This is a genomic window from Novosphingobium sp. NDB2Meth1 (assembly GCF_900117425.1).
Classification (GTDB): domain Bacteria; phylum Pseudomonadota; class Alphaproteobacteria; order Sphingomonadales; family Sphingomonadaceae; genus Novosphingobium.
The window spans coordinates 645857-665471 of sequence record NZ_FPEH01000011.1; the positions used below are offsets into that span (position 1 = coordinate 645857).

21 protein-coding genes are annotated in these 19615 nt (G+C 66.1%); 8 read left to right on the forward strand and 13 right to left on the reverse strand.

Annotated features, from left to right (window positions below; translation table 11 throughout):
- Positions 1-145 precede the first annotated feature (145 nt).
- The 5 genes from NDB2M1_RS03375 to ccmA all read right to left on the reverse strand — a co-directional run bounded on the left by NDB2M1_RS03375 (position 146) and on the right by ccmA (position 3573).
- Complete coding sequence (locus tag NDB2M1_RS03375; protein WP_083554624.1) at positions 146-805, reverse strand: motility-associated ABC transporter substrate-binding family protein; 660 nt, start codon at positions 803-805, stop codon at positions 146-148.
- A gap of 26 nt (positions 806-831) precedes the next feature.
- Entirely contained in the window at positions 832-1221 is a 390-nt protein-coding gene (locus tag NDB2M1_RS03380; RefSeq protein WP_083554625.1) for a hypothetical protein, read from the reverse strand.
- Between the two features lie 18 nt (positions 1222-1239).
- Positions 1240-2247: a cysteine synthase A gene (locus NDB2M1_RS03385; protein ID WP_072379502.1), complete on the reverse strand. Its 1008-nt coding sequence runs from the start codon at positions 2245-2247 to the stop codon at positions 1240-1242.
- A 94-nt stretch (positions 2248-2341) separates the two neighbouring features.
- Entirely contained in the window at positions 2342-3001 is a 660-nt protein-coding gene (gene ccmB / locus NDB2M1_RS03390) for a heme exporter protein CcmB (protein ID WP_072379504.1), read from the reverse strand.
- The gene (ccmA, locus tag NDB2M1_RS03395) at positions 2998-3573 is read right to left on the reverse strand and encodes a heme ABC exporter ATP-binding protein CcmA (protein WP_072380088.1); all 576 of its coding nucleotides are present in this window, start codon (positions 3571-3573) and stop codon (positions 2998-3000) included. Before ccmA ends, ccmB begins: the two co-directional genes overlap by 4 nt.
- Before the next feature lie 49 nt (positions 3574-3622).
- Between ccmA and NDB2M1_RS03400 the strand changes: the two genes are divergently transcribed.
- On the forward strand, positions 3623-3916 hold the full coding sequence (locus NDB2M1_RS03400) for a 4a-hydroxytetrahydrobiopterin dehydratase (RefSeq protein WP_072379506.1): 294 nt from the start codon (positions 3623-3625) through the stop codon (positions 3914-3916).
- On the opposite strand, the gene NDB2M1_RS03405 is transcribed toward NDB2M1_RS03400, so the two are convergent.
- From NDB2M1_RS03405 to NDB2M1_RS03415, 3 genes are all read right to left on the reverse strand, one after another.
- Positions 3913-4713: an SDR family oxidoreductase gene (locus NDB2M1_RS03405; protein WP_072379508.1), complete on the reverse strand. Its 801-nt coding sequence runs from the start codon at positions 4711-4713 to the stop codon at positions 3913-3915. The genes NDB2M1_RS03400 and NDB2M1_RS03405 overlap by 4 nt on opposite strands.
- 71 nt (positions 4714-4784) lie before the next feature.
- Entirely contained in the window at positions 4785-5564 is a 780-nt protein-coding gene (locus NDB2M1_RS03410) for a hypothetical protein (RefSeq protein ID WP_143146599.1), read from the reverse strand.
- A 28-nt stretch (positions 5565-5592) separates the two neighbouring features.
- Positions 5593-6210, reverse strand: coding sequence for a DNA-3-methyladenine glycosylase family protein (locus NDB2M1_RS03415; protein WP_072379512.1), 618 nt, complete (start codon positions 6208-6210; stop codon positions 5593-5595).
- A 140-nt stretch (positions 6211-6350) separates the two neighbouring features.
- Between NDB2M1_RS03415 and NDB2M1_RS03420 the strand changes: the two genes are divergently transcribed.
- The 3 genes from NDB2M1_RS03420 to NDB2M1_RS03430 all read left to right on the forward strand — a co-directional run bounded on the left by NDB2M1_RS03420 (position 6351) and on the right by NDB2M1_RS03430 (position 10691).
- The gene (locus NDB2M1_RS03420; RefSeq protein WP_054121762.1) at positions 6351-6668 is read left to right on the forward strand and encodes a 2Fe-2S iron-sulfur cluster-binding family protein; all 318 of its coding nucleotides are present in this window, start codon (positions 6351-6353) and stop codon (positions 6666-6668) included.
- 359 nt (positions 6669-7027) lie between these two features.
- A complete protein-coding gene (locus NDB2M1_RS03425; RefSeq protein ID WP_072379514.1) occupies positions 7028-9334 on the forward strand; it encodes a TonB-dependent receptor domain-containing protein in 2307 nt (768 codons plus the stop codon).
- Between the two features lies 1 nt (position 9335).
- Positions 9336-10691, forward strand: coding sequence for an alkaline phosphatase family protein (locus tag NDB2M1_RS03430; RefSeq protein ID WP_072379516.1), 1356 nt, complete (start codon positions 9336-9338; stop codon positions 10689-10691).
- A 3-nt stretch (positions 10692-10694) separates the two neighbouring features.
- On the opposite strand, the gene NDB2M1_RS03435 is transcribed toward NDB2M1_RS03430, so the two are convergent.
- From NDB2M1_RS03435 to NDB2M1_RS03450, 4 genes are all read right to left on the reverse strand, one after another.
- Positions 10695-11189, reverse strand: coding sequence for a DUF427 domain-containing protein (locus tag NDB2M1_RS03435; RefSeq protein ID WP_072379518.1), 495 nt, complete (start codon positions 11187-11189; stop codon positions 10695-10697).
- Positions 11190-11359: 170 nt separating this feature from the next.
- Positions 11360-12283 carry an N-acetyl-gamma-glutamyl-phosphate reductase gene (gene argC / locus NDB2M1_RS03440; protein WP_072379520.1) on the reverse strand — a complete coding sequence of 308 codons (924 nt, stop codon included), beginning with the start codon at positions 12281-12283 and terminating at the stop codon, positions 11360-11362.
- Entirely contained in the window at positions 12280-12624 is a 345-nt protein-coding gene (locus NDB2M1_RS23055) for an SH3 domain-containing protein (protein ID WP_072379522.1), read from the reverse strand. The genes argC and NDB2M1_RS23055 overlap by 4 nt, the downstream gene beginning before the upstream one ends.
- A 56-nt stretch (positions 12625-12680) precedes the next feature.
- Positions 12681-14093 carry a leucyl aminopeptidase family protein gene (locus NDB2M1_RS03450; RefSeq protein WP_072379524.1) on the reverse strand — a complete coding sequence of 471 codons (1413 nt, stop codon included), beginning with the start codon at positions 14091-14093 and terminating at the stop codon, positions 12681-12683.
- Positions 14094-14212: 119 nt separating this feature from the next.
- Here NDB2M1_RS03450 and map point away from each other — a divergent pair, with 119 nt between their 5' ends.
- The 3 genes from map (at position 14213) to glnA (ending at position 17353) form a co-directional block, all read left to right on the forward strand.
- Positions 14213-15046: a type I methionyl aminopeptidase gene (gene map, locus NDB2M1_RS03455; protein ID WP_054121755.1), complete on the forward strand. Its 834-nt coding sequence runs from the start codon at positions 14213-14215 to the stop codon at positions 15044-15046.
- A gap of 433 nt (positions 15047-15479) precedes the next feature.
- The gene (locus NDB2M1_RS03460) at positions 15480-15818 is read left to right on the forward strand and encodes a P-II family nitrogen regulator (protein WP_072379525.1); all 339 of its coding nucleotides are present in this window, start codon (positions 15480-15482) and stop codon (positions 15816-15818) included.
- A gap of 125 nt (positions 15819-15943) precedes the next feature.
- Positions 15944-17353 carry a type I glutamate--ammonia ligase gene (gene glnA / locus NDB2M1_RS03465; RefSeq protein WP_072379527.1) on the forward strand — a complete coding sequence of 470 codons (1410 nt, stop codon included), beginning with the start codon at positions 15944-15946 and terminating at the stop codon, positions 17351-17353.
- A 146-nt stretch (positions 17354-17499) separates the two neighbouring features.
- On the opposite strand, the gene NDB2M1_RS03470 is transcribed toward glnA, so the two are convergent.
- A complete protein-coding gene (locus NDB2M1_RS03470; RefSeq protein ID WP_072379529.1) occupies positions 17500-17808 on the reverse strand; it encodes a hypothetical protein in 309 nt (102 codons plus the stop codon).
- A 1280-nt stretch (positions 17809-19088) separates the two neighbouring features.
- Between NDB2M1_RS03470 and NDB2M1_RS03475 the strand changes: the two genes are divergently transcribed.
- Positions 19089-19571, forward strand: coding sequence for a CHAP domain-containing protein (locus NDB2M1_RS03475; protein WP_143146600.1), 483 nt, complete (start codon positions 19089-19091; stop codon positions 19569-19571).
- Positions 19572-19615: the final 44 nt, after the last annotated feature.

A 19615-nucleotide genomic window follows, 5' to 3' on the forward strand; every position in this document is an offset into this window, starting at 1 on the left:
TGCAAAGTTAATCGGGCCGCCTGCCACCGCATGGAATCCCGCAATTCCGCCAGTTTTCGTGATGCCGCCGCTCGGTGTACAGGCCGACACGCCTCGTTCCCGCGATTTCCCGCGAGTTGGCTGTGTGGAATAGCCTGTGGAAAAATCAGTGGACGAAAGCGCGCCGCATCAGTTCGCGCAGACTGCGCGCTCGTCCGGCCACGTCCGGGCCAGCTGATGGCCCCAGCAGCGCCGCATCGGCCACGATCAGAACGAAACCCTTGCCGATATGGCAGGCCGCGATCAGTCCGGCCTGCTCGATCCGGCAGTCGCGTGGTCCGCCTGGCAGCGGAGCGAGTTCACCGGGCGCCTCCACCGGAAACGGCGTTCCCGCACTTTCCCGCCCCTCCCCCAGCGCAAGGCCCCAATGCGCAAGGATCGGCCCGAGCAGCACCGTATCAGCAGGGCGGCGCGGATCGCCGAGGGCGAAGCGGCTTTCGCTCGTCAGCAAGGGATCGGCGAAAAGCAGCACATGTCCACCGCCCCGCACCCAGCTGTCGAGCGCGACGTTCTCGGCCGGTTCCAGCGGACGCGGCTGGGCAATCACGAGCTCGCCCACGGTTTCCGGGTGCAGCAGCGTATCGAGCGGGACGAGCGGGCGACCTTCCTCCAGCACAGCCTTGGCCCAATGCGGCCTGGTGGGCGCGGCAAGTTGTGCGGAAACGCCGTCCGCCTCGCTCCACAGGATCGGCAGGGTGGTGAACAGGCCAAGCGTTGGCGGCGGGGGCGCGCGATGGCAGCCCGCCAGCGCCAGTGCGCCGACCAAAACGCCGAGAATAGTGCGAAGTGGGCTCAGTTGCCGGAGGAGGCCGGCGGCGCCTGATGCGCCGGCTTGGCCCCGCCCGCAACGGGGAGTTCGGGAGCAACGCCCATGTCGACCAGCGGGTCGTTGGCGGTGCTTGGGCTGGCGCTCGGGCTGACGGCAGCAGCGGGCGTGCCGCCGGTGGTTCGGTCGACCAGTTTCGCCCGGTCCATGATCACATTGGCGAGGCTGACGATCAGCAGCATCCCGGCAAGGCCGAACAGCCCGATCTGCAACCGGTGCACCGCCTGCGCGCGCAGCTCGCGCGGGCCGGGATGCTGGGGCTGCAGCGCGGCGAGGCGCGCGGCGTCCGCAGCGGCGTCTCCGGCAGGCGCGGCCGGTTCCGGCGAACGATCAGGAATGAGGCCGAACAGTGCCATCCCTGCGATGTTACGCGTTTATGCGAGCCAAGGGAAGACCGGCAGGCCCTTCGCCCGCAGCCACTCCGGATTGTAGAGCGAAGAGAGGTAGCGGAAGCCGGTGTCGCACAGGATGGTGGCGATCCGCTTGCCCGGCCCCAATTGCTTGCCCAGCGCCACCGCGCCCGCAACGTTGATGCCGCTCGACAGGCCGAGGCACAGGCCCTCCTCCTCCAGCAGGCGGCGCACCCATTCGAGGCCTTCCTCGTCCGAGATGCGGAACTGCGTGTCGATCGGCGCGCCTTCGAGGTTCGCGGTGATGCGGCCCTGCCCGATGCCTTCGGCGACCGACGATCCTTCCGCCTTCAGCTCGCCGTGGGCGAAGTAGTTGTAAAGCGCGGCACCATGCGGGTCGGCGAGGCCAATCGTCACGTTCTCGTCGAACGCCTTGAGCCCGAAGCCGACGCCCGCAATGGTTCCGCCCGTCCCCGCCGCACAAATGAAGCCATCGACCCGGCCTTCCATCTGGGCCCAGATTTCCGGCGCGGTGCTTTCGATATGCGCGCGGCGGTTGGCGATGTTGTCGAACTGGTTGGCCCAGATCGCGCCTTCGGTCTCCTCGGCAATGCGGCGCGAGGTATGGACGAAGTGGCCCGGATTGGAAAACGGCGCGGCGGGCACCAGCACGAGCTCGGCCCTGAGCGCGCGCAGCGTGTCCATCTTCTCGCGCGACTGCGTCTCGGGCATCACGATCACGGACTTGTAGCCCAGCGCATTGGCGACGAGCGCAAGGCCGATGCCGGTGTTGCCCGCTGTCCCTTCGACGATAGTGCCTCCGGGCCTCAGCAGGCCCTTCTCCTCCGCATCGCGCACGATCCACAGCGCGGCGCGGTCCTTCACCGAGGCGCCGGGGTTGGCAAATTCGCACTTGCCATAGATCTCGCACCCGGCCGCCTCGCTCGGCCCCTTGAGGAGGACAAGCGGCGTGTTGCCGATCAGCGAGAGAGTATCGGATTGCAGGGCGGGCGGCTGGACGGTCTGGCTCATGCCCGGTGAGGTAATGCGCCGCCGCGCCCGCCGCAACGGATTTGCGCTTTCAGGGAGCGAAGGGCGGCTGTCAAAAAAGGGGGACTGTCCCTGTCTATTCCCGCCCGGCCCGGATCGCCCCCGCCGCAGCAAAGGGCGCGATGGCCAGCGCGGCAAGGCTCGAGGCGGCGAGCAACAGCAACCCGCCTTCCCCGCCCGGCTGGAGCGAGCCTGCGCCGAAGATCAGCAGCGGCACGGCGAGCGGGATCGCGAGCAAGCCGCCCAGCGCCGCTCCTGCCCGCAGGCCCGCTGTCAGCGCCGCAATGGTCACGCCGATGGCCGCCAGCCCCGGCGTACCCAGCAACAGGCCCACTTCCACCGTCCACAAATGCGCGCCGTCGAGGTTGAGCAGCCCCGCCGCCAATGGCGCCGCCAGCATCAGTGGCACGCCGAAGCTCAGCCAATGTGCGACAATCCGCAAGGTCAGCACCCCTTCCTCGGCAATCCCGCGCAGCGCCCATTGATCGAAGAACCCGGCTTCGAGATCGGGCTCCACCAGCCGGTCCAGCGGCAGGATCGCGGCGAGCAAGGCCGCCACCCAGATCACCCCTGCGCCGGTCCGCGCCAGCAGCTTGGCATCCGGCCCCACCGCGAAGGGATAGAGCATCGCGACGGCCAGAAAGAACAGCAGCGGCAGCAGCGCCCCGCCCCGACCCGGCGCGCCCATCAGCAGCAGCGTGAGGTCGCGCCGGAAGATGGTCCACAGCGCCCTCACGGCAAATGCTCCAGCAGCGCCAGCTTCTTCAGCTTCTGCAATTGCAGCGGCTGGTGCGAGGCGATCACCGCGATCCCGCCCAGCGCGCGGTGCGCCTCGATTGCTGCCTGCGTAGCTGCGCCCCAATGCGTATCCAGACCATTCAAAGGCTCATCCAGCAACCAGATCCGCGCTCCGCTCGCCGCCAGCCGGGCAAGCGCGGCACGCTTGCGCTGGCCGGTGGATAGATAGCGCACCGGCACATCGAGCAAGTCTTCAAGCCCGAAATCGGCACGCGCCTCGCCCGCCTGATCGATCGCCCGCCAGAACGCCAGCGCCTCGCCCAGCGGCCGGTGCGGATCGAGCGCGGGCCGTTCATCCGCCAGCGCCAGCGATCCGTCGATCTCCACATGGCCATTGTAGGACCGCAGCAGCCCGGCCAGAATGCGCATCAGGCTCGACTTGCCGATGCCGTTGGGCCCGGCAAGCTGCAGCGCATCGCCCTGATGGAGTTCAAAGCTGACGCCCCGGAACAGCAGCCGGTCGCCGCGCCGGCAGGCAAGATCGTAGGCAGCAAGACGGGCAGGTTGCATCATCTGCCGCGATAGGGGAAAGACCCGGACCTGCCAAGGAGACCCTTAAATGGCTATTGCCCAGCTGACCGAAGCCGAACGCACCGCCGCGCTGGCCGCCCTGCCTCACTGGGCCTTGCGCGAAGACGGCCTCGCGATCACGCGCACGTTCCGCTTCACCGATTTCGCCGAGGCCTTCGGCTTCATGACCCGCGTCGCGATCCTGGCGGAAAAGGCCGATCACCACCCCGAATGGTTCAACGTCTACAATCGCGTCGAGATCACGTTGACCACACACGACGCCGGCGGCCTGAGCCAGCGCGACGTGGCTTTGGCGAGCGCGATCGACGGGTTCGGCGGCTAGCCTAGCGCCCCGCCTCGGCTCCCCACCTGCTTGCGCAGGGCGCCGGGCATCCAGCGCGCGGCGAAGGCGAGCTTCTTCGCGGTCTTGCCGACGAGGGTGTGGACTTTCTCGCCGTGGACGGCAGCCCACGCGCCTTCCGCCACTTCGCTCACGGGGGTGATCTCCAGCCCGGCGGAGGTAACGAGGCCCCGGATATCCTCGTTCGAGGCGCGGTTCGGGGCGTGGTCGAGCAGCGGGGTTTCGATGAAGCTTGGCATCAGGTCGCGGACGCGGATGCCGTCTTCCTTCCACTCGGCATCCAATGATTCGGTGATCGAGCGGACGCCGAACTTGGTCGCGGAGTAGATCGAGCCGCCCGGCACGCCGTAGATGCCTGCCGCGCTCGCCGTGTTGAGCAGGCATGAGCCGGGGGCCGAGGCCTTGAGCCACGGATAGGCTGCCTGCGCGCCGAAAATCACGCCCTTGAGGTTGATATCGAGCGTGCGCTCCACCTCCTCGGGCGAGCAATCGGTGATCTTCCCGCCGAGGGGGATGCCTGCGTTGTTGAACACGACATCGATCCTGCCGCCCGCGGCCGCCGCGCAGTCAGCGAGCGCCACGTCCCACGCCGCCCGGTCGCGCACGTCGAGCTTGTGCTGCGAGGAGTACCCCGCCGGAATCAGCGCAGCGGTGCCCGCCATGCCTTCCTGGTTGATATCGGCGATGCCGACGAACCAGCCGGCCTGCCCGAACCGCTCCGCCACCGCGCGCCCGATGCCCGACGCGCCGCCGGTGATGAAAATCGTCTTCTGCGCCATAGCCGCCATTTCCTTATCCGTTGCCGCGCGACAATGGCTCGCTGTGCCATGCCTGCAAGCACGCGTTAGCTTCAGGCGCCAAGCAAACGTCGAGCCAGCGCGCTCCAGCCGGGGGTGAAGTAGATCATCGCCGAGCCAAGCTGGGTGGCAAAGATCAACCCTGCCGCCGGCAGGAACGCCGGATGGAGGCGGCCACGCGTTGCCTGGTCATACCACGCCATACCCGCAAGCATGATCCAACTCGCCGGAAAGCGGAACAGCAGTTGCCCTGCCCAGCCTGGCCCGAGAAGCTTGACCATGTCGGGGCCCAGCCATCGCGACCAGCCGGTATCGAGCACGGCAAACATGCCCAGAAGCAGCAACCGCTTATGCAGTGCGGGCTGATCCGTGCGCATCAGAGCCAGTCCGGTGAGAACCACGAAGGGAATGACGTGGCCAAGCTGGAAAGCCAGCCCGGCCGGGTTGTAGGGCCTCCCGTCCGGGGTCAGCATCGTGCCGGCAAGGCGGGCGCGGTCGGCAGTCCAGACAGTGACCAGCGCGCTCAGCACCACAAACGTCAGCAGCCAGCCTCCGATCAGGCGACCATGGCGACGATGATCGGCCTGCCGGCCACCGCGAATCTTGAGCGCCTGCCAGCTAAGCAGCACCATCCAGCCGAAGGCCGAAGCCGCGTGCAGATGGGCGCTCAGCACATAGCGGTGACCCGTGACGAGGCCGCGCACCATATCCGGCACAAAACCCGCGAGCAGCAGGAACCAGCACAGCGCAATCGCCACCGCGACCGCGTCGTGGTCCGCAGGATGATGTTCGCGGAACACAGCCGGCATCATGGTAGCGCTCGTCTCGGACATCGCTTGGCTCCCCTCCAACGAGGCCAGACTACAACGCCGGATTGTTATAGCAATGCCAGGTGAAGATCGCCGCCGCGCCCCGGTGCGGGCGCCAGTCTTCGGCAAGCGCGCGCGCTTGCTTTTCGCTCGGGCGTTCGGCGAGCCCCAGCAGCTTGCCCATGCCCGCCTGCACCGCGAGATCGCCCGCCGGCCAGATATCGGGGCGGCCTTCTGCGAAGAGCAGGTAGATTTCCGCAGACCAGCGACCGATGCCCTTGATCTTGGTGAGCTGGGCAATGGCGTCCTCGTCGTCTTCCGGCAGCGCGTGGAGATCGAGTTCGCCCGTCACCACCAGCTCGCACAAACTGCGCGCATAGCCCTGCTTCTGGCGCGAGAGGCCGCAAGCACGCAGGGAATCGAAATCGGCGGCGAGCAGGTCATGCGGCGGAATATCATCGCCCAGCAGTGCCGAAAGCTTGGTCCACACCGATGCGGCGGCGGCGACGCTGACCTGCTGGCCGACAATCGTGCGCAGGAGCGTGGCATAGCCGCGCGGGCGGATGCGCGGCTCGGGATGGCCGACGCGCGCCACGGCCTCGGCGATCAGCGGGTTCTTCTGCCCGACGAAGGTCAGGCCCTCGGCAATCTGGCTGGCGGTGAGGCCCATGCGGTTCAGCTTTCCTTTTGAGGCCAGGATGCAGTGCAGCACCTTGCCAACTTGCCCCCCACGCGATAGCAGCGCGGGTCAAATGGGGCCAGAGAGCGTTGGCATCCTGAACCTGCCGCGCTCAACAGGAGATCAAGTCGATGCCGAAGCTTGTCGTGGTTAACCGCTCGGGTGAAGAATCCACTGTCGAGGCCGCTGCCGGCCTCTCGGTGATGGAAGCGATCCGCGACAACGGCTTCGACGAACTTCTCGCGCTGTGCGGCGGCTGCTGCTCGTGCGCGACCTGCCACATCTATGTCGACCCCGCCTTCGCCGACAAGCTGCCGAAGATGAGCGAAGACGAGAACGACCTGCTGGAAAGCTCGGACCACCGCAACGACACCTCGCGCCTGTCGTGCCAGGTGCAGCTGACCGCCGATCTCGACGGCCTCAAGGTCACGATCGCTCCCGAAGATTGATGGCCGCGCGCTCCGGCGCGCCCGTCCGTTACAAGGCACAAACGCCCCGGCGCAGCGATGCGTACGGGGCGTTTTGCTGTGGGCGATTCGTGCAGAGCTGAGCGTCCTTTCTGCTAACTTTAGTCAATTGGCCTGTGCCTGAACGCTTGCTGAATTTCGGACCTTGGCACCCTCGGCTCACCGTACATTGACGGCCGCCTGCCGCCCTATTTTTGAATAAAAATCCGATGTGACCTGATTGCTGCGACGCAAAACTGTCACCATTGAAATTACCCTAAGATACTACAAAATTTACGCAAAACTGTCACACTCCCTCCCTAGCGGCCGCAGCATTCCAAGGCTTTATGAGGGAGTTTAATATGCGCCTTGTTACCCTGCTGCTCGCCACCACGGCGTTTGCGGCCACCCCGGCTCTCGCGGCCCCCGCACCGCAGGCCGCGCCTGAAGCTGCGGCCGCCGATGCCCCCGCGACCGATGGCGGCGATGCCGACGCCATCGTCGTCTACGGCACCGGCAAGACCCGTCAGGTCCAGGAACTCTCGGGCGCCGACCTTGCCATCCAGGCCGCCGGCACCAGCCCGCTGCGCGCCATCGCCAAGCTGCCCTCGGTGAACTTCCAGTCGGCCGACGCCTTCGGCACCTACGAATGGTCGACCCGCATCACCCTGCGCGGCTTCAACCAGAACCAGCTGGGCTTCAACCTCGACGGCATCCCGCTCGGCGACATGTCGTACGGCAACTACAACGGCCTCCACATCAGCCGCGCGATCACCACCGAGAACATCGGCTCGACCGTCGTTTCGCAGGGTTCGGGCTCGATCGACACGCAGTCGACGAATAACCTCGGTGGTACGCTGAACTTCTACTCGATCGATCCCAGGACCGCGCTCGGCCTCGACGCCAGCGGCACCTACGGCTCGAACAACACCTGGCGCGGCTTCCTGCGCGGCGGCATCGGCAGCGAAAGCGGCGCGCGCGCTTTCGCGTCGGTCGCCTATATCACCACCGACAAGTGGAAGGGTGATGGCAAGCAGCGCCAGCTCAACGTCAACGCCAAGGGCATCCTGCCGCTCGGCAGCGTGACGCTCGACGGCTACTTCAGCTACTCCGACCGCGCCGAGCAGGACTATCAGGACCTCAGCCTCGACCAGATCAAGCGCCTCGGCTACAACTGGGACAACTTCGGCCCGGGCAACTATGCGCTGGCGATCCAGGTGGCGGACATTGCCGCAAACCGCGGCGAAACCGGCACCACTCCGCTCAACCCGGCGGCCGGCAAGGTCTACCCCGCCCCGATCAGGACCGCGGACGATGCCTATTACGACGCCTCGGGCCTGCGCCGCGACACGCTGGCGTCGGTGGGCCTGACCGCTCCGATCGCCTCGGGCGTCACGGTGAAGCTCAAGACCTACCTCCACAAGAACGAAGGCCAGGGCACCTGGGGTTCGCCTTATGTGAACAGCCCCACCGGCGTGCCGATGGCGCTGCGCACCACCGAATACGACATCAACCGCAAGGGCGTGTTCGGCAGCGTGAACGCCGATCTGGGCTGGAACAACGTGACCGTCGGCGCGTGGTACGAGAACAACGATTTCAACCAGGCGCGCCGGTTCTACGCCTATGCCAGCCGCACAAATCCGGGCCGCGATCACCTGAAGTTCCAGCGCGATCCGTTCTTCACGCAGTGGGACATCGACTTCAACACCAAGACGTTCCAGTACTACGTCGAAGACCAGATCAAGCTGGGAGATGCGACGATCAGCCTCGGCTGGAAGGGCTTCAAGGTGGATAACCACGCGCGGCCGATCGTCGCCGGTGGCCGTACCCAGGGCGACCTTTCAACCAAGGACTGGTTCCAGCCGCATGCGGGCGTGAGCTACCGCTTCACCAGCGAGATCGAAGCCTTCGCCGGCTTCACGCAGGTGACACGCGCCTTCGCCTCGGCCACCACGGCGGGTCCGTTCTCCTCGAGCCAGGCGGGTTTCGACGCGATCAAGCCCTTCCTCAAGCCCGAGCAGTCGGACACCTATGAAGCCGGTCTGCGCTACAACAGCGGCATCTTCCACGGCGTGCTCGCAGGCTACCTCGTGAACTTCCGCAACCGCCTGCTGGCGATCCCGACCTCGGTCGGCATCGTGGGTGCGGCGAACGCGCTGCAGAACGTCGGCGGCGTGCGCTCGGCTGGGATCGAGGCGAGCGGCGAACTGCGCCTCGGCCACGGCTGGTCGGCGCTGGCGTCGTACAGCTACAACGACAACACCTACCGCGACGACGTCGTGATCCGCGCCAATGGCACGGTCACCACGATCCCGACCGCGGGCAAGACCGTGACGGACAGCCCCAAGCACCTTGTGCACGGCGAGATTTCGTACGATCAGGGCCCGCTCTACGGCCGCGTCGGGGTTGACTACATGTCGAAGCGCTACTTCACCTACACCAACGACCAGTCGGTGCCGGGGCGGGCGCTTGTCGATGCCACGATCGGCTACCGGTTCGATCTGGGGATGCGCAAGCCGGTGGAACTGCAGGTCAATGCGACCAACCTGTTCGACAAGAGCTATGTCGCAACAATTGGGTCAAATGGCTTCGGTAACAGCGGCGACAACCAGACGCTGCTCGCGGGTGCTCCGCGGCAGGTCTTTGCAACTGTGAAGGTAGGTTTCTGACATGATGCGTCGCGCGCTTTCCCTTGCTTTTCTTGCTGCTGTTTCCGGCAGCGCACTTGCCGGGGAAGCGCGCGCCGCTCCCGTACTGCTGATTTCCATCGACGGGCTGCGGCCCGCCGACGTGATCGAAGCCGAAAAACGCGGCCTCCAGGTCGCCACGCTGCGCCGCTTCATCGAGGAAGGCGCCTATGCCACCGGCGTTGTCGGCGTGCTGCCTTCGGTGACTTATCCCAGCCACACCACGCTGATCACCGGCGCCGCGCCTTCCCAGCACGGCATCGTCAACAACACGACCTTCGATCCGCTGCAGATCAACCAGGGCGGCTGGTTCTGGTATGCCGAGGACAACAAGGCCCGCACGCTGTGGGACGCGGCGCACGATGCCGGGCTCACCACCGCCAATGTCCATTGGCCGGTCTCGGTCGCGGCAAAGAATGTGACGTGGAACCTGCCCCAGATCTGGCGCACCGGCCATGAGGACGACCGCAAGCTGGTGAACGCGCTGGCCACCCCGGGTCTGATCGAGGAACTCGAAGGCGAAGCCGGTGTGCCCTATGCCGACGGCAAGTCCGAAGATGTCGACGCAGACTATCTCCGCAGCCGCATCGCCGAAGGCCTGATCATCAGGCACAAGCCCGGTTTCATCACCGTCTACTTCGCCGGGCTGGACCATATCGAGCACGAAAGCGGCCCGGGCTCGCCGCAGGCCAAGCATGCGCTCGAGCGGATCGACGGGTTCGTCAATGATCTGATCGTCTCGGAGCAACAGGTGCATCCCGATGCGATCATCGCCCTCGTCAGCGACCATGGCTTTGCGCCGGTCGATACCGTGATCAATCTCTACCGCCCGTTTATCGACGCCGGCCTTGTCACGCTGGGCGCCGATGGCAAGATCGCCTCCGCCGATGCAACGCCGTGGGGTTCGGGCGGCTCGTTCGCGATCCGCCTCGCGCGGCCGGACGATGCGGCGCTGAAGGCCAAGGTCAAGGCCGTGCTCGACAAGCTGGCCGCCGATCCCGCCGCGAAGATCGACCGCGTGATCGACGCGCCCGAAATCGCCAAGCGCGGCGGCAATCCCGATGCCAGCTTCTACGTGAACCTCAAGATCGGCGCGGTCGCCGGGCCGTTCGTCAACGGCAGCCTGCCGCTGGCGTTCCCCTCGCCGGTCAAGGGCATGCACGGCTATTTCCCGACCGCGCCCGAAATGCGCTCCACATTCATGATCATGGGCCCGGGCATCCCCGAGGGCCGCAATCTCGGCGAAATTGACATGCGCGCGATCGCCCCCACGCTGGCCAAACTGATGGGCGGCACGCTGCCCGATGCAGACGAGCCGGCGATCGCCTTCGGAAAATAAGACCTACCAGCCCCGGCTGCCGGGTCCGCCCTTGAACGGCCCGGCGACCGCGCTGGTGATCCATCCGCCGTAGAATTCGCCCGGCTGCGGGATAACCGTCTCGCCATCCACGCTGCACCGATCGAACGGCGCGGCGTAGAACGCGACATGATCCTTGAGCGCGAGGAAGCCGCGGGTCGGGCTGGGATAGCTCGAGCCGACATGGGGCAGGACTTCGCCCGCCACCACCACGTCCCAATAGATCGCCGCGCCCTTCCATTCGCACAGCGAAGAGCCGGACGCGCGGCGCAGCACGCCGGGGGCGATGTCGTCCGGGTGGATGTAGTAACTCGGCGGATGGCTGGTCTCGAGCGTCTGCACTGCGCGGCGGGTATCGGCGATGATCTGGCCGCGATGTTCGATCATGACATGGGCCGAGCAGGCGCGCGCCACGGCGGGACGGGGATAGTCCCAGACGCTTTCCTGCCCGGGAAGAACCGGATCAGGTTTGGGCCACATACCGCATACTCTTTGCCATTAACCCATCCTCCGTTCGTGTCGAGCCCCTCGCCATTGCTCGGGATAAACTTCCGGCCTGAAGGCCGGAAGTCGAGACACCGGGCGCTGGGTTTGATGTCTCGACTTCGCTCGACACGAACGGGCAAGCGGGATGGAAATTCAAGCTGCCCTTAGAGCCGCAGGCCCGCCGTCTCGGGCAGGCCGCTCATCAGGTTGAGGCTCTGCACCGCAGCCCCGCTCGCGCCCTTGCCGAGATTGTCGAGCAAGGCGACGAGGCGGGCCTGTGTGCCATCCTTGCTGCCGAAGACGTAGAGGTCGAGACCATCACGCGGTTCGTCCGAGCGGCGCAGCAGAAGTTCATCGGGCACGCCATCGAGCACGCGCACCAGCGGGCTAGCAGCGTAGAAAGCCTTGAGGGCATCGCGCAGCGCATCGGGTGCAGCGGCGCCGGGGATCGCGGCAAGCGGCGCCGGCACTTCGACGACCATGCCCCGGTGCGCCGGGACCACGGCGGGCGCGAAGATCGGTGCGTGCTTGAGGCCCGCATGGCCCTGCATTTCGGCGACATGCTTGTGGCCGAGGGCGAGGCCATAGGCGCGGAAGGCGATGTCCGCATCGTCTTCGAAGCGGGCGATCAGCGCCTTGCCGCCGCCCGAATAGCCGGAGACGGCGTTGACCGTGTAGGGCCAGTCCGCCGGGAGCAGGCCAGCGCGCAGCAGCGGCACGAGGAGGCCGAGGAAGCCGGTGGGGTAGCAGCCGGGGTTCGAGACGCGCCTGGCGTTTGCCACGGCGTCGCGGCCGACGAGTTCGGGGAAGCCGTATGTCCAGCCGGTGGCGACCCGGTGCGCGGTCGAGGCATCGATCACGCGGGTGCGGTCATTGGCGATCAGCGACACGGCCTCGCGCGCGGCATCGTCGGGCAGGCAGAGGATCGCGACATCGGCGGCGTTCAGTGCCTCGGCGCGGGCCTTGGCGTCCTTGCGCTGGGCATCGTCGAGCGCGATCAGGCTGAACTCGCTGCGTCCCGCCAGCCGGTCGGCGATTTCAAGGCCGGTGGTGCCCGCCGCGCCGTCGATGAAAACTTGCGTGGTCATGGCTCCAGCGCCGTCAGCGGGAGATAACCGACAAGGCCGTCCTCGCCCTGCTGGCCCCAGCCCCAGCCGCCCGCCTTGTCGAGCAGGTTGAAAGTCTCGCCCGCCGCCAGGGTGCCGATCACTTCGGCGTCCTCGCGGCCCGCCGTGCGCAGCGTCGCCCCGGCGGCGCCGACCGTCTTGGGCATCGGCACGGCATAGTGCGAGACGAAGACCTGCCCGGCATAGCGGATATGCGCGACATCGCCGCGCACCGCGCGGGTGTGCGCATGGCTGTCGACCTTGGGCGCGGGGCCCTTCAGCGAATGCGATGTCGTCAGGCTTGGCAGGATCAGATCGGTCACGTCAGGCTTTCCGGCAAACAGGAAAGCGCGCCGCTTAGAGGCATCCGGCGCAGTGTTCAAGGCGCGGAAGCCTTGCCGAAACGGGACTGGATCAGGCCCCAAGATGCCCGCAGCCCCAGCGCCTCCCCGCCCTTGGGGCGTCCGGGCTTGGCGGCGGGGCGCCAGGCGAAGGTATCGAAGTGTGCCCAATCAACACCTTCCGCCACGAACCGGTCGAGAAACAGCGCCGCGACGGTCGCACCGGCAAAGCCGCCGGAGGGGCTGTTCTGCAGGTCCGCGACATCGGATTTGAGCATTTCGCGGTAGCCATCGTGGAGCGGCAGGCGCCAGCAGGGATCATCGCGCTCCAGCCCGGCGGCGAGGAGGCCGCTTGCGGTTTCGTCGGTGCGGGCAAACATCGCGGGCAGGTCCGGACCCAGCGCGACGCGGGCGGCGCCGGTGAGGGTGGCGAAATCGATCATCAGGTCGGGCCTGGTCTCGCAGGCGCGGGTAAGCGCGTCGCCCAGCACGAGCCGCCCCTCGGCATCGGTGTTGGTGATCTCCACCGACAGGCCGGCGCGCGAGCGCAGCACGTCGCCGGGGCGGAAGGCATTGCCGGATACGGCATTCTCGACCGCCGGGATCAACAGGTGCAGGCGCACCGGCAGGCCCGCGCCCATCACCAGCCCCGCGAGCGCCAAGGCATGCGCCGCGCCGCCCATGTCCTTCTTCATCAACGCCATCGCCGAGCTTGGCTTCATGTCGAGCCCGCCGGAATCGAAACAGACCCCCTTGCCGACGATGGCGAGACGCGGGTGTGCAGGATCGCCCCATTCAAGCTCGATCAGCCGGGGCGCATGGCTGCGCGCGGCAGCGCGGCCGACGGCGTGGATCATCGGATAATCGCGCTCCAGCGCATCGCCCGAGATGACGTGGATCACGCCGTGGTGCGCCTTGGCCAGCGCGCGCGCTTCGGCCTCAAGCTGCGCGGGGCCCATGTCCTCCGCCGGGGTGTTGACCAGATCGCGCACGCGGATCACCGCTTCGGCTTCGGCATAGGCCGCGTTCATCGCGCCGAGCGCATGGGTCAGCAGCAGGCGGGCGCCCTTGTCGGAAGGATCGCTGCGATAGCGATCGAAGCGGTACTGCGCGAGCCGCCAGCCGATCAGCGCGGGGCCTTCCGCGCCGGGATTGGCCAGCCGGTAGGTGCCCGCGGGCAGCCTGTCAGCCAGGGGCGCAAGGCACCAGCTGGAAAGTTTCACCGGATCGGCCACGCCTGCCACCGCGAACCAGCCCTCGCCTGCGCCCGCCGCATCGGGGACGATGGCGGTCTCCCCCGCCCCGCCTTCGAAGCCTTGGCCTGCCAGAACCGCGCGCTGGGCGGCGGTCAGGCCGGAGAGCCAAGCCGGCAGGCCGGCCTTGTCGGTCAGGTGGAGCGGAATGGCCTTCTGGCCGCGATCGGGCTGGATCAGTGCATCGAGCTGGTTCATCGTGGCCGCGAGTGTTGCCGCAGCTTGACGGCGAGTGCGAGAGGAAATTGCACCGCGCGGCATGCCCTTGTGGCGCCGTGACCTCGCAATTCGGGCGCAAAGGCGCTACATGGCCTTGCATGACCGACTATGTGATCGCCGACGAGACCGATGTGATGCCGCGCGACGGCACGATCAAGCTGCATGGGCCCGCGGGCTTTGAAGGCATGCGCAAGGCCGGGCGCCTTGCCGCCGAGATCCTCGATGCGCTCGCGCCTATGGTGCAGCCGGGTGTCTCGACCGCCGCGCTCGACGACGTGGTGCGGCAGATGACGCTCGACGGCGGGGCGATCCCGGCGACGCTGGGCTACCGGGGCTATACCCATTCGTGCTGCATCTCGATCAATCACGTGGTGTGCCACGGCATCCCATCGGAAAGCCGGATCCTGCGCGATGGCGATATCGTCAACATCGACGTGACGCCGCTGCTCGATGGCTGGCACGGCGATTCCAGCCGGATGTACCTCGTTGGCGACGTGGCGCTGAAGGCGCGGCGGCTGGTCGATGTGACGTACGAATGCCTGATGATCGGCATCGAGCAGGTGAAGCCCGGCGCGCGGCTGGGTGATATCGGCGCGGCGATCCAGGCCCATGCCGAGCGGCACCGCTACGGCGTGGTGCGCGAGTTCTGCGGGCATGGCCTCGGCCGCCTGTTCCACGATGCGCCCGAAGTGATCCACGCCGCGCACCGGGGCACCGGGCCGGAGCTGCGCCCCGGCATGTTCTTCACCATCGAGCCGATGATCAACCTCGGCAAGGCGGGGGTGAAGCTGCTTGACGACGGCTGGACGGCGGTGACGCGCGACCGCTCGCTCTCCGCGCAGTTCGAGCATTCGATCGGCGTGACCGAAACGGGCTGCGAGATTTTCACGCTGAGCCCGAAGGGGCTGCACCAGCCGCCTTACGGTGGTTGAGGGGGGTAAGAACCCCTCCGTCTCGCTTCGCGAGCCACCTCCCCATTTGTGCTTCGCAAAAATGGGGAGGAAAAAGATGGTCCTCTCCATTTTTCCCGCAGGGACAAATGGGGAGGTGGCCCGCCGCAGGCGGGTCGGAGGGGTTCTTCCGCCCTTCTGCCTAAAAATCAGGCAGCGTTTGCGCAAATCTTGTGCACCAATCCAACCGCCCCGCGCAACTTGCGCAATGCGAGCGCGCGCGCAGGGCTTGCATTCTTGCCGGAGTGGCCGTTTTCCGGCTTCCGCACGCCCCGTTCCTGTCCTAGTGATGAGTGGTACCCGCGTGGCACGATTCTTGGATAGCTGATCCGGCAATCGGGCTCCGTACGAATACCAACACCGCCGGTCAGGGCCGCAGGGCCTGCAAACCGGTCTGCCTGCAGGGATTGATCGAGTGAAAAAGGTCGAAGCGATCATCAAGCCCTTCAAGCTGGACGAGGTGAAGGAAGCGCTCCACGAAATCGGCGTTTCCGGCATCACCGTCACCGAAGCCAAGGGCTTCGGCCGGCAGAAGGGCCATACCGAACTCTATCGCGGCGCCGAATATGTCGTCGATTTCCTGCCCAAAGTGAAACTCGAAGTCGTCGTGACAGATGCGATGGTCGACCGCGTGGTCGAGGCGATCGCGACCGCGGCGCAGACGGGACGCATCGGCGACGGCAAGATCTTCGTGTTCGCGGTGGAAAGCGCGCTGCGCATCCGCACCGGCGAGCGCGACAACGACGCAATCTAGGGACGCAATCTAGGGACGCGATCCAGTATCGGAATTTGAACCGGAGGGCGCCGCGGGCCGGCGGCTTCTCCAGACCCCACCACTGAGCGCTTCGGCAGGGGCCGAGGCCAGTTAAAGGACCAGCGATGGCTACTGCAAAGGACATTCTCGCCCGCATCAAGGACGAGGAAATCGAATGGGTTGATCTGCGTTTCACGGACCCCAAGGGCAAGTGGCAGCACCTCACGATGGTTTCGTCGGTGCTCGGCGAGGATGAACTCGAAGACGGCCTGATGTTCGACGGCTCCTCGATCGAGGGCTGGAAGGCCATCAACGAGTCCGACATGATCCTCAAGCCCGACCTCAATGCGGTCTACGTCGATCCGTTCTCGGCGACCCCGATGATGATCATCTGCTGCGACATCGTCGAGCCCTCGACCGGTGAACTCTACGCCCGCGATCCGCGCTCGACCGCCAAGCGCGCCGAAGCCTTCGTCAAGGCGAGCGGCGTGGGCGACACCGTCTACGTCGGCCCCGAAGCCGAATTCTTCATCTTCGACGACGTGCGCTTCTACGACGGCTACGACGGCAACGGCTTCAAGATCGACGACATCGAGCTGCCGACCAATTCCAACAAGGAATACGAAGCCGGCAACCTCGCCCACCGTCCGCGCGCCAAGGGCGGCTACTTCCCGGTCGCGCCGGTCGACAGCTGCGTCGACATCCGCGCCGAGATGGTCCGCACGATGATCGACATGGGCCTGCCCTGCGACAAGCATCACCACGAAGTGGCCTCGGCCCAGCACGAGCTCGGCCTCACCTTCGGCACGCTCGTCCAGACCGCCGACCGCATGCAGGTCTACAAGTACGTCGTGCACCAGGTCGCGCAGGCCTATGGCAAGACCGCGACGTTCATGCCCAAGCCGATCAAGACCGACAACGGCAGCGGCATGCACACCCACATGTCGATCTGGGATGCGGGCAAGCCGCTCTTCGCGGGCAACGGCTATGCCGGCCTGTCGGACATGTGCCTCTACTTCATCGGCGGCGTGATCAAGCACGCGAAGGCGCTCAACGCCTTCACCAACCCGACCACCAACAGCTACAAGCGGCTGGTGCCGGGCTACGAAGCCCCCGTGCTGCTCGCCTACTCGGCGCGCAACCGTTCGGCCTCGTGCCGCATCCCCTATGGCTCGGGCGCCAAGGCAAAGCGCGTGGAGTTCCGCTTCCCCGACGCGATGGCCAACCCCTACCTGTGCTACTCGGCGCTGCTCATGGCCGGCCTCGACGGGATCAAGAACAAGATCCACCCGGGCGAAGCCATGGACAAGAACCTCTACGATCTGCCGCCGGCCGAACTCGCCGAAGTGCCGACCGTCTGCGGTTCGCTGCGCGAGGCGCTGAACGCGCTCGAGGCTGACCACGACTTCCTGCTGCAGGGCGGCGTGTTCACCAAGGACCAGATCGAAGCCTATATCGAACTCAAGTGGCCCGAAGTGATGCGCTGGGAAACCACGCCCTCGGCGGTCGAGTTCGACATGTACTACAGCGCCTGATCTTTCAGCGCTGGATCAGAAAGGGGCGTCCGGGAAACCGGGCGCCTTTTTCTTTTGGCGTAGGGGAGCGAGGGTGCCTGCGGCGGGCAAGGGCCATTGCCCTTGCATCCCGGAAGTTTGCGGCGGGTTGTGGGTGGAAAGCTGACCTAATCATATTCAGGCGCGGGTGAAACAACCCACGCTGACTTCGCGTCCGCTCGCTCGGCCATGTGTCCAAAGTCGACAATGGGCAACGACAGTAAGTCTGGTTGCCAGTCCAAAACGTGAGATGCGTGCAAGAAAATGCATTGCGTCTCAAAATCGTGATCTGCGTCACCACACATGAATTGTAAGTCGCCATCCGCCTCGTGAACGAAAAGAAGGACCGGCGCTCCATCCTTGACGTGCTTGCAAGTGAAACAACCCTTATCGGTGGCAAACGTGTAGCCTGCGAAGCTGATGCCGGAAGTGGTCATGCGGCCCGCATGGCACACGACCGCGAATGTCCGCAAGTGGGCGAAAACTGTCGTTCGACTTTACCCACTCGGCCCAGCGCTTTCCCAGCTTGCAATGTGCATGAAGCGCAAAGCTCGCCTCATCATTGCGAGCGTAGCGAAGCAATCCAGGGCGGCTTTGCGTGGCTGTGAATTGCGTCGCTATGCTCGCAATGACGAAGGGGATGAATGTGGCGCAAGCAGCCGCAATCGCCACAGCTGACATCAAAGGCCTTCGTCACCCCGGGCTTGACCCGGGGTCCCGCTTTGGATGGCGTGCGCAGTGGGTGCGGCAAGAAGCGGGCCCCCGGATCAAGTCCTCGGTGACGACGGGTCAGGGAAATGTGTGCAAGCGGCTGTTGGATTTGACGGCGCGGCAGTGCGGTGTTCGGGCAGTAGGGGGTGATCGCGCGACCGGTGCGGCGCCTGCACTGGCGCTGCGGGGAGGGCGTCGTGTTCCGCGCAGGTGCGAGTGGCCGGATGGGCAGAAGAGGTCCGGCGCAGCCATTTGTGTCGATCATGGCCCGGGACCGGGGTAGCGGCTCGCATGCGTGCCGGTCTTTGCTCGCACCGGGACGAAGCCGATGGGAGCCATGATCTGCGTGCTGGCGCGGTAGATTGCCTGGCCAAGGACTTTGGGGGTACCGCCCCACCTTGAACCCGCAGCCCGCACCGGTCGCGTTGGCGTTTGCCCGGTGGACAAGACGCCAAAGGAGCGAGGGCGAGGCCGGCCTAGCCTGCTCCCGATCTGGGCGGGGCGTATAACCTATATGGTTCGTTTTGTCAAGGGTGGAGGTCCCTTGCTTCGTCATTCCCGCGCAGGCGGGAATCCAGGGGTGCTGGCGCTGCGTTTGTCGCTCTGGATTCCCGCCTTCGCGGTAATGACTAAGATTATGATTATAAATGCTTTTTGTCTCTCCGGGCTATTCAGCTGCGCTCCAGGAGTGCCTTGATCAGGGGGCCCGCTGTTTGCCTGCAAGCGCGGTGGATGCCGCGAGAAGCGGGACCCCGGATCAAGTCCGGGGTGACGAGGTGTGAGATTGGTTGGTCGGCGCTGCTGGCCCACCCCCGGCCCCTCCCGCAAGCGGGAGGGGAGGAGACCGAGAAGGAAGGTCCCTGTCCCGCCAGCGACGTCTTTTTTCGCCGCCGCTGTAACCTTTTCCACAGGCCCGCTTCGACTCGGGATGAAGCGAGATTGCTGCCCGATGAACGGATGCCTCGCGGACTCCTCGAATCGCCAGCGATCCTTAGTGATGCTGCACATGCACAAGACCATAATCGCCGCATGCATCGCCCTTCTGTCGCTTTTCGCGCTGCCGACTGCGGCGCAGGCCCGGCTCCAGTGCGTGACCTATGCGCGGCAGGTTTCCGAGGTGCAGATCAGCGGCAATGCGCGCGATTGGTGGGGCAATGCGGAAGGCCGCTATGAGCGCGGCCATGCGCCGAAGGTCGGTGCGGTGCTGGCGTTTACCGGCACGCGCTCGATGCCTTATGGCCACGTCGCGGTGGTCCACAAGGTTGTCGATGACCGCCATATCCTGATCGATCACGCCAACTGGTCGCGCCCCGGGATGGTCGAGCGCGGCGTGATGGCGGTGGACGTTTCTGCCGCCGGTGACTGGAGCGAAGTGCGCGTGTGGTACGCGCCGACCCGCTCACTGGGCCTGCGTCCGAGCGCGGCCAAGGGCTTTATCTATCCGCGCACGGTGACGGCGAGCGCCGAGACCGGCACCAACGCGGGCTGACTGCTTTTCGGGTAGGCAAGCGCCTGCCGATTTGCCAACACGCC

What these genes read in the sequence shown, in the direction of transcription:
- NDB2M1_RS03380 (WP_083554625.1), bottom strand. Translation starts at nt 1,221, where the DNA reads ATGGCACTGTTCGGCCTCATTCCTGATCGTTCGCCGGAACCGGCCGCG.
- NDB2M1_RS03385 (WP_072379502.1), bottom strand. Translation starts at nt 2,247, where the DNA reads ATGAGCCAGACCGTCCAGCCGCCCGCCCTGCAATCCGATACTCTCTCG.
- ccmA (WP_072380088.1), bottom strand. Translation starts at nt 3,573, where the DNA reads ATGCAACCTGCCCGTCTTGCTGCCTACGATCTTGCCTGCCGGCGCGGC.
- NDB2M1_RS03400 (WP_072379506.1), top strand. Translation starts at nt 3,623, where the DNA reads ATGGCTATTGCCCAGCTGACCGAAGCCGAACGCACCGCCGCGCTGGCC.
- NDB2M1_RS03405 (WP_072379508.1), bottom strand. Translation starts at nt 4,713, where the DNA reads ATGGCGCAGAAGACGATTTTCATCACCGGCGGCGCGTCGGGCATCGGG.
- NDB2M1_RS03410 (WP_143146599.1), bottom strand. Translation starts at nt 5,564, where the DNA reads ATGTCCGAGACGAGCGCTACCATGATGCCGGCTGTGTTCCGCGAACAT.
- NDB2M1_RS03415 (WP_072379512.1), bottom strand. Translation starts at nt 6,210, where the DNA reads ATGGGCCTCACCGCCAGCCAGATTGCCGAGGGCCTGACCTTCGTCGGG.
- NDB2M1_RS03420 (WP_054121762.1), top strand. Translation starts at nt 6,351, where the DNA reads ATGCCGAAGCTTGTCGTGGTTAACCGCTCGGGTGAAGAATCCACTGTC.
- NDB2M1_RS03425 (WP_072379514.1), top strand. Translation starts at nt 7,028, where the DNA reads ATGCGCCTTGTTACCCTGCTGCTCGCCACCACGGCGTTTGCGGCCACC.
- NDB2M1_RS03430 (WP_072379516.1), top strand. Translation starts at nt 9,336, where the DNA reads ATGATGCGTCGCGCGCTTTCCCTTGCTTTTCTTGCTGCTGTTTCCGGC.
- NDB2M1_RS03435 (WP_072379518.1), bottom strand. Translation starts at nt 11,189, where the DNA reads ATGTGGCCCAAACCTGATCCGGTTCTTCCCGGGCAGGAAAGCGTCTGG.
- argC (WP_072379520.1), bottom strand. Translation starts at nt 12,283, where the DNA reads ATGACCACGCAAGTTTTCATCGACGGCGCGGCGGGCACCACCGGCCTT.
- NDB2M1_RS03450 (WP_072379524.1), bottom strand. Translation starts at nt 14,093, where the DNA reads ATGAACCAGCTCGATGCACTGATCCAGCCCGATCGCGGCCAGAAGGCC.
- map (WP_054121755.1), top strand. Translation starts at nt 14,213, where the DNA reads ATGACCGACTATGTGATCGCCGACGAGACCGATGTGATGCCGCGCGAC.
- glnA (WP_072379527.1), top strand. Translation starts at nt 15,944, where the DNA reads ATGGCTACTGCAAAGGACATTCTCGCCCGCATCAAGGACGAGGAAATC.
- NDB2M1_RS03470 (WP_072379529.1), bottom strand. Translation starts at nt 17,808, where the DNA reads ATGACCACTTCCGGCATCAGCTTCGCAGGCTACACGTTTGCCACCGAT.
- NDB2M1_RS03475 (WP_143146600.1), top strand. Translation starts at nt 19,089, where the DNA reads ATGCACAAGACCATAATCGCCGCATGCATCGCCCTTCTGTCGCTTTTC.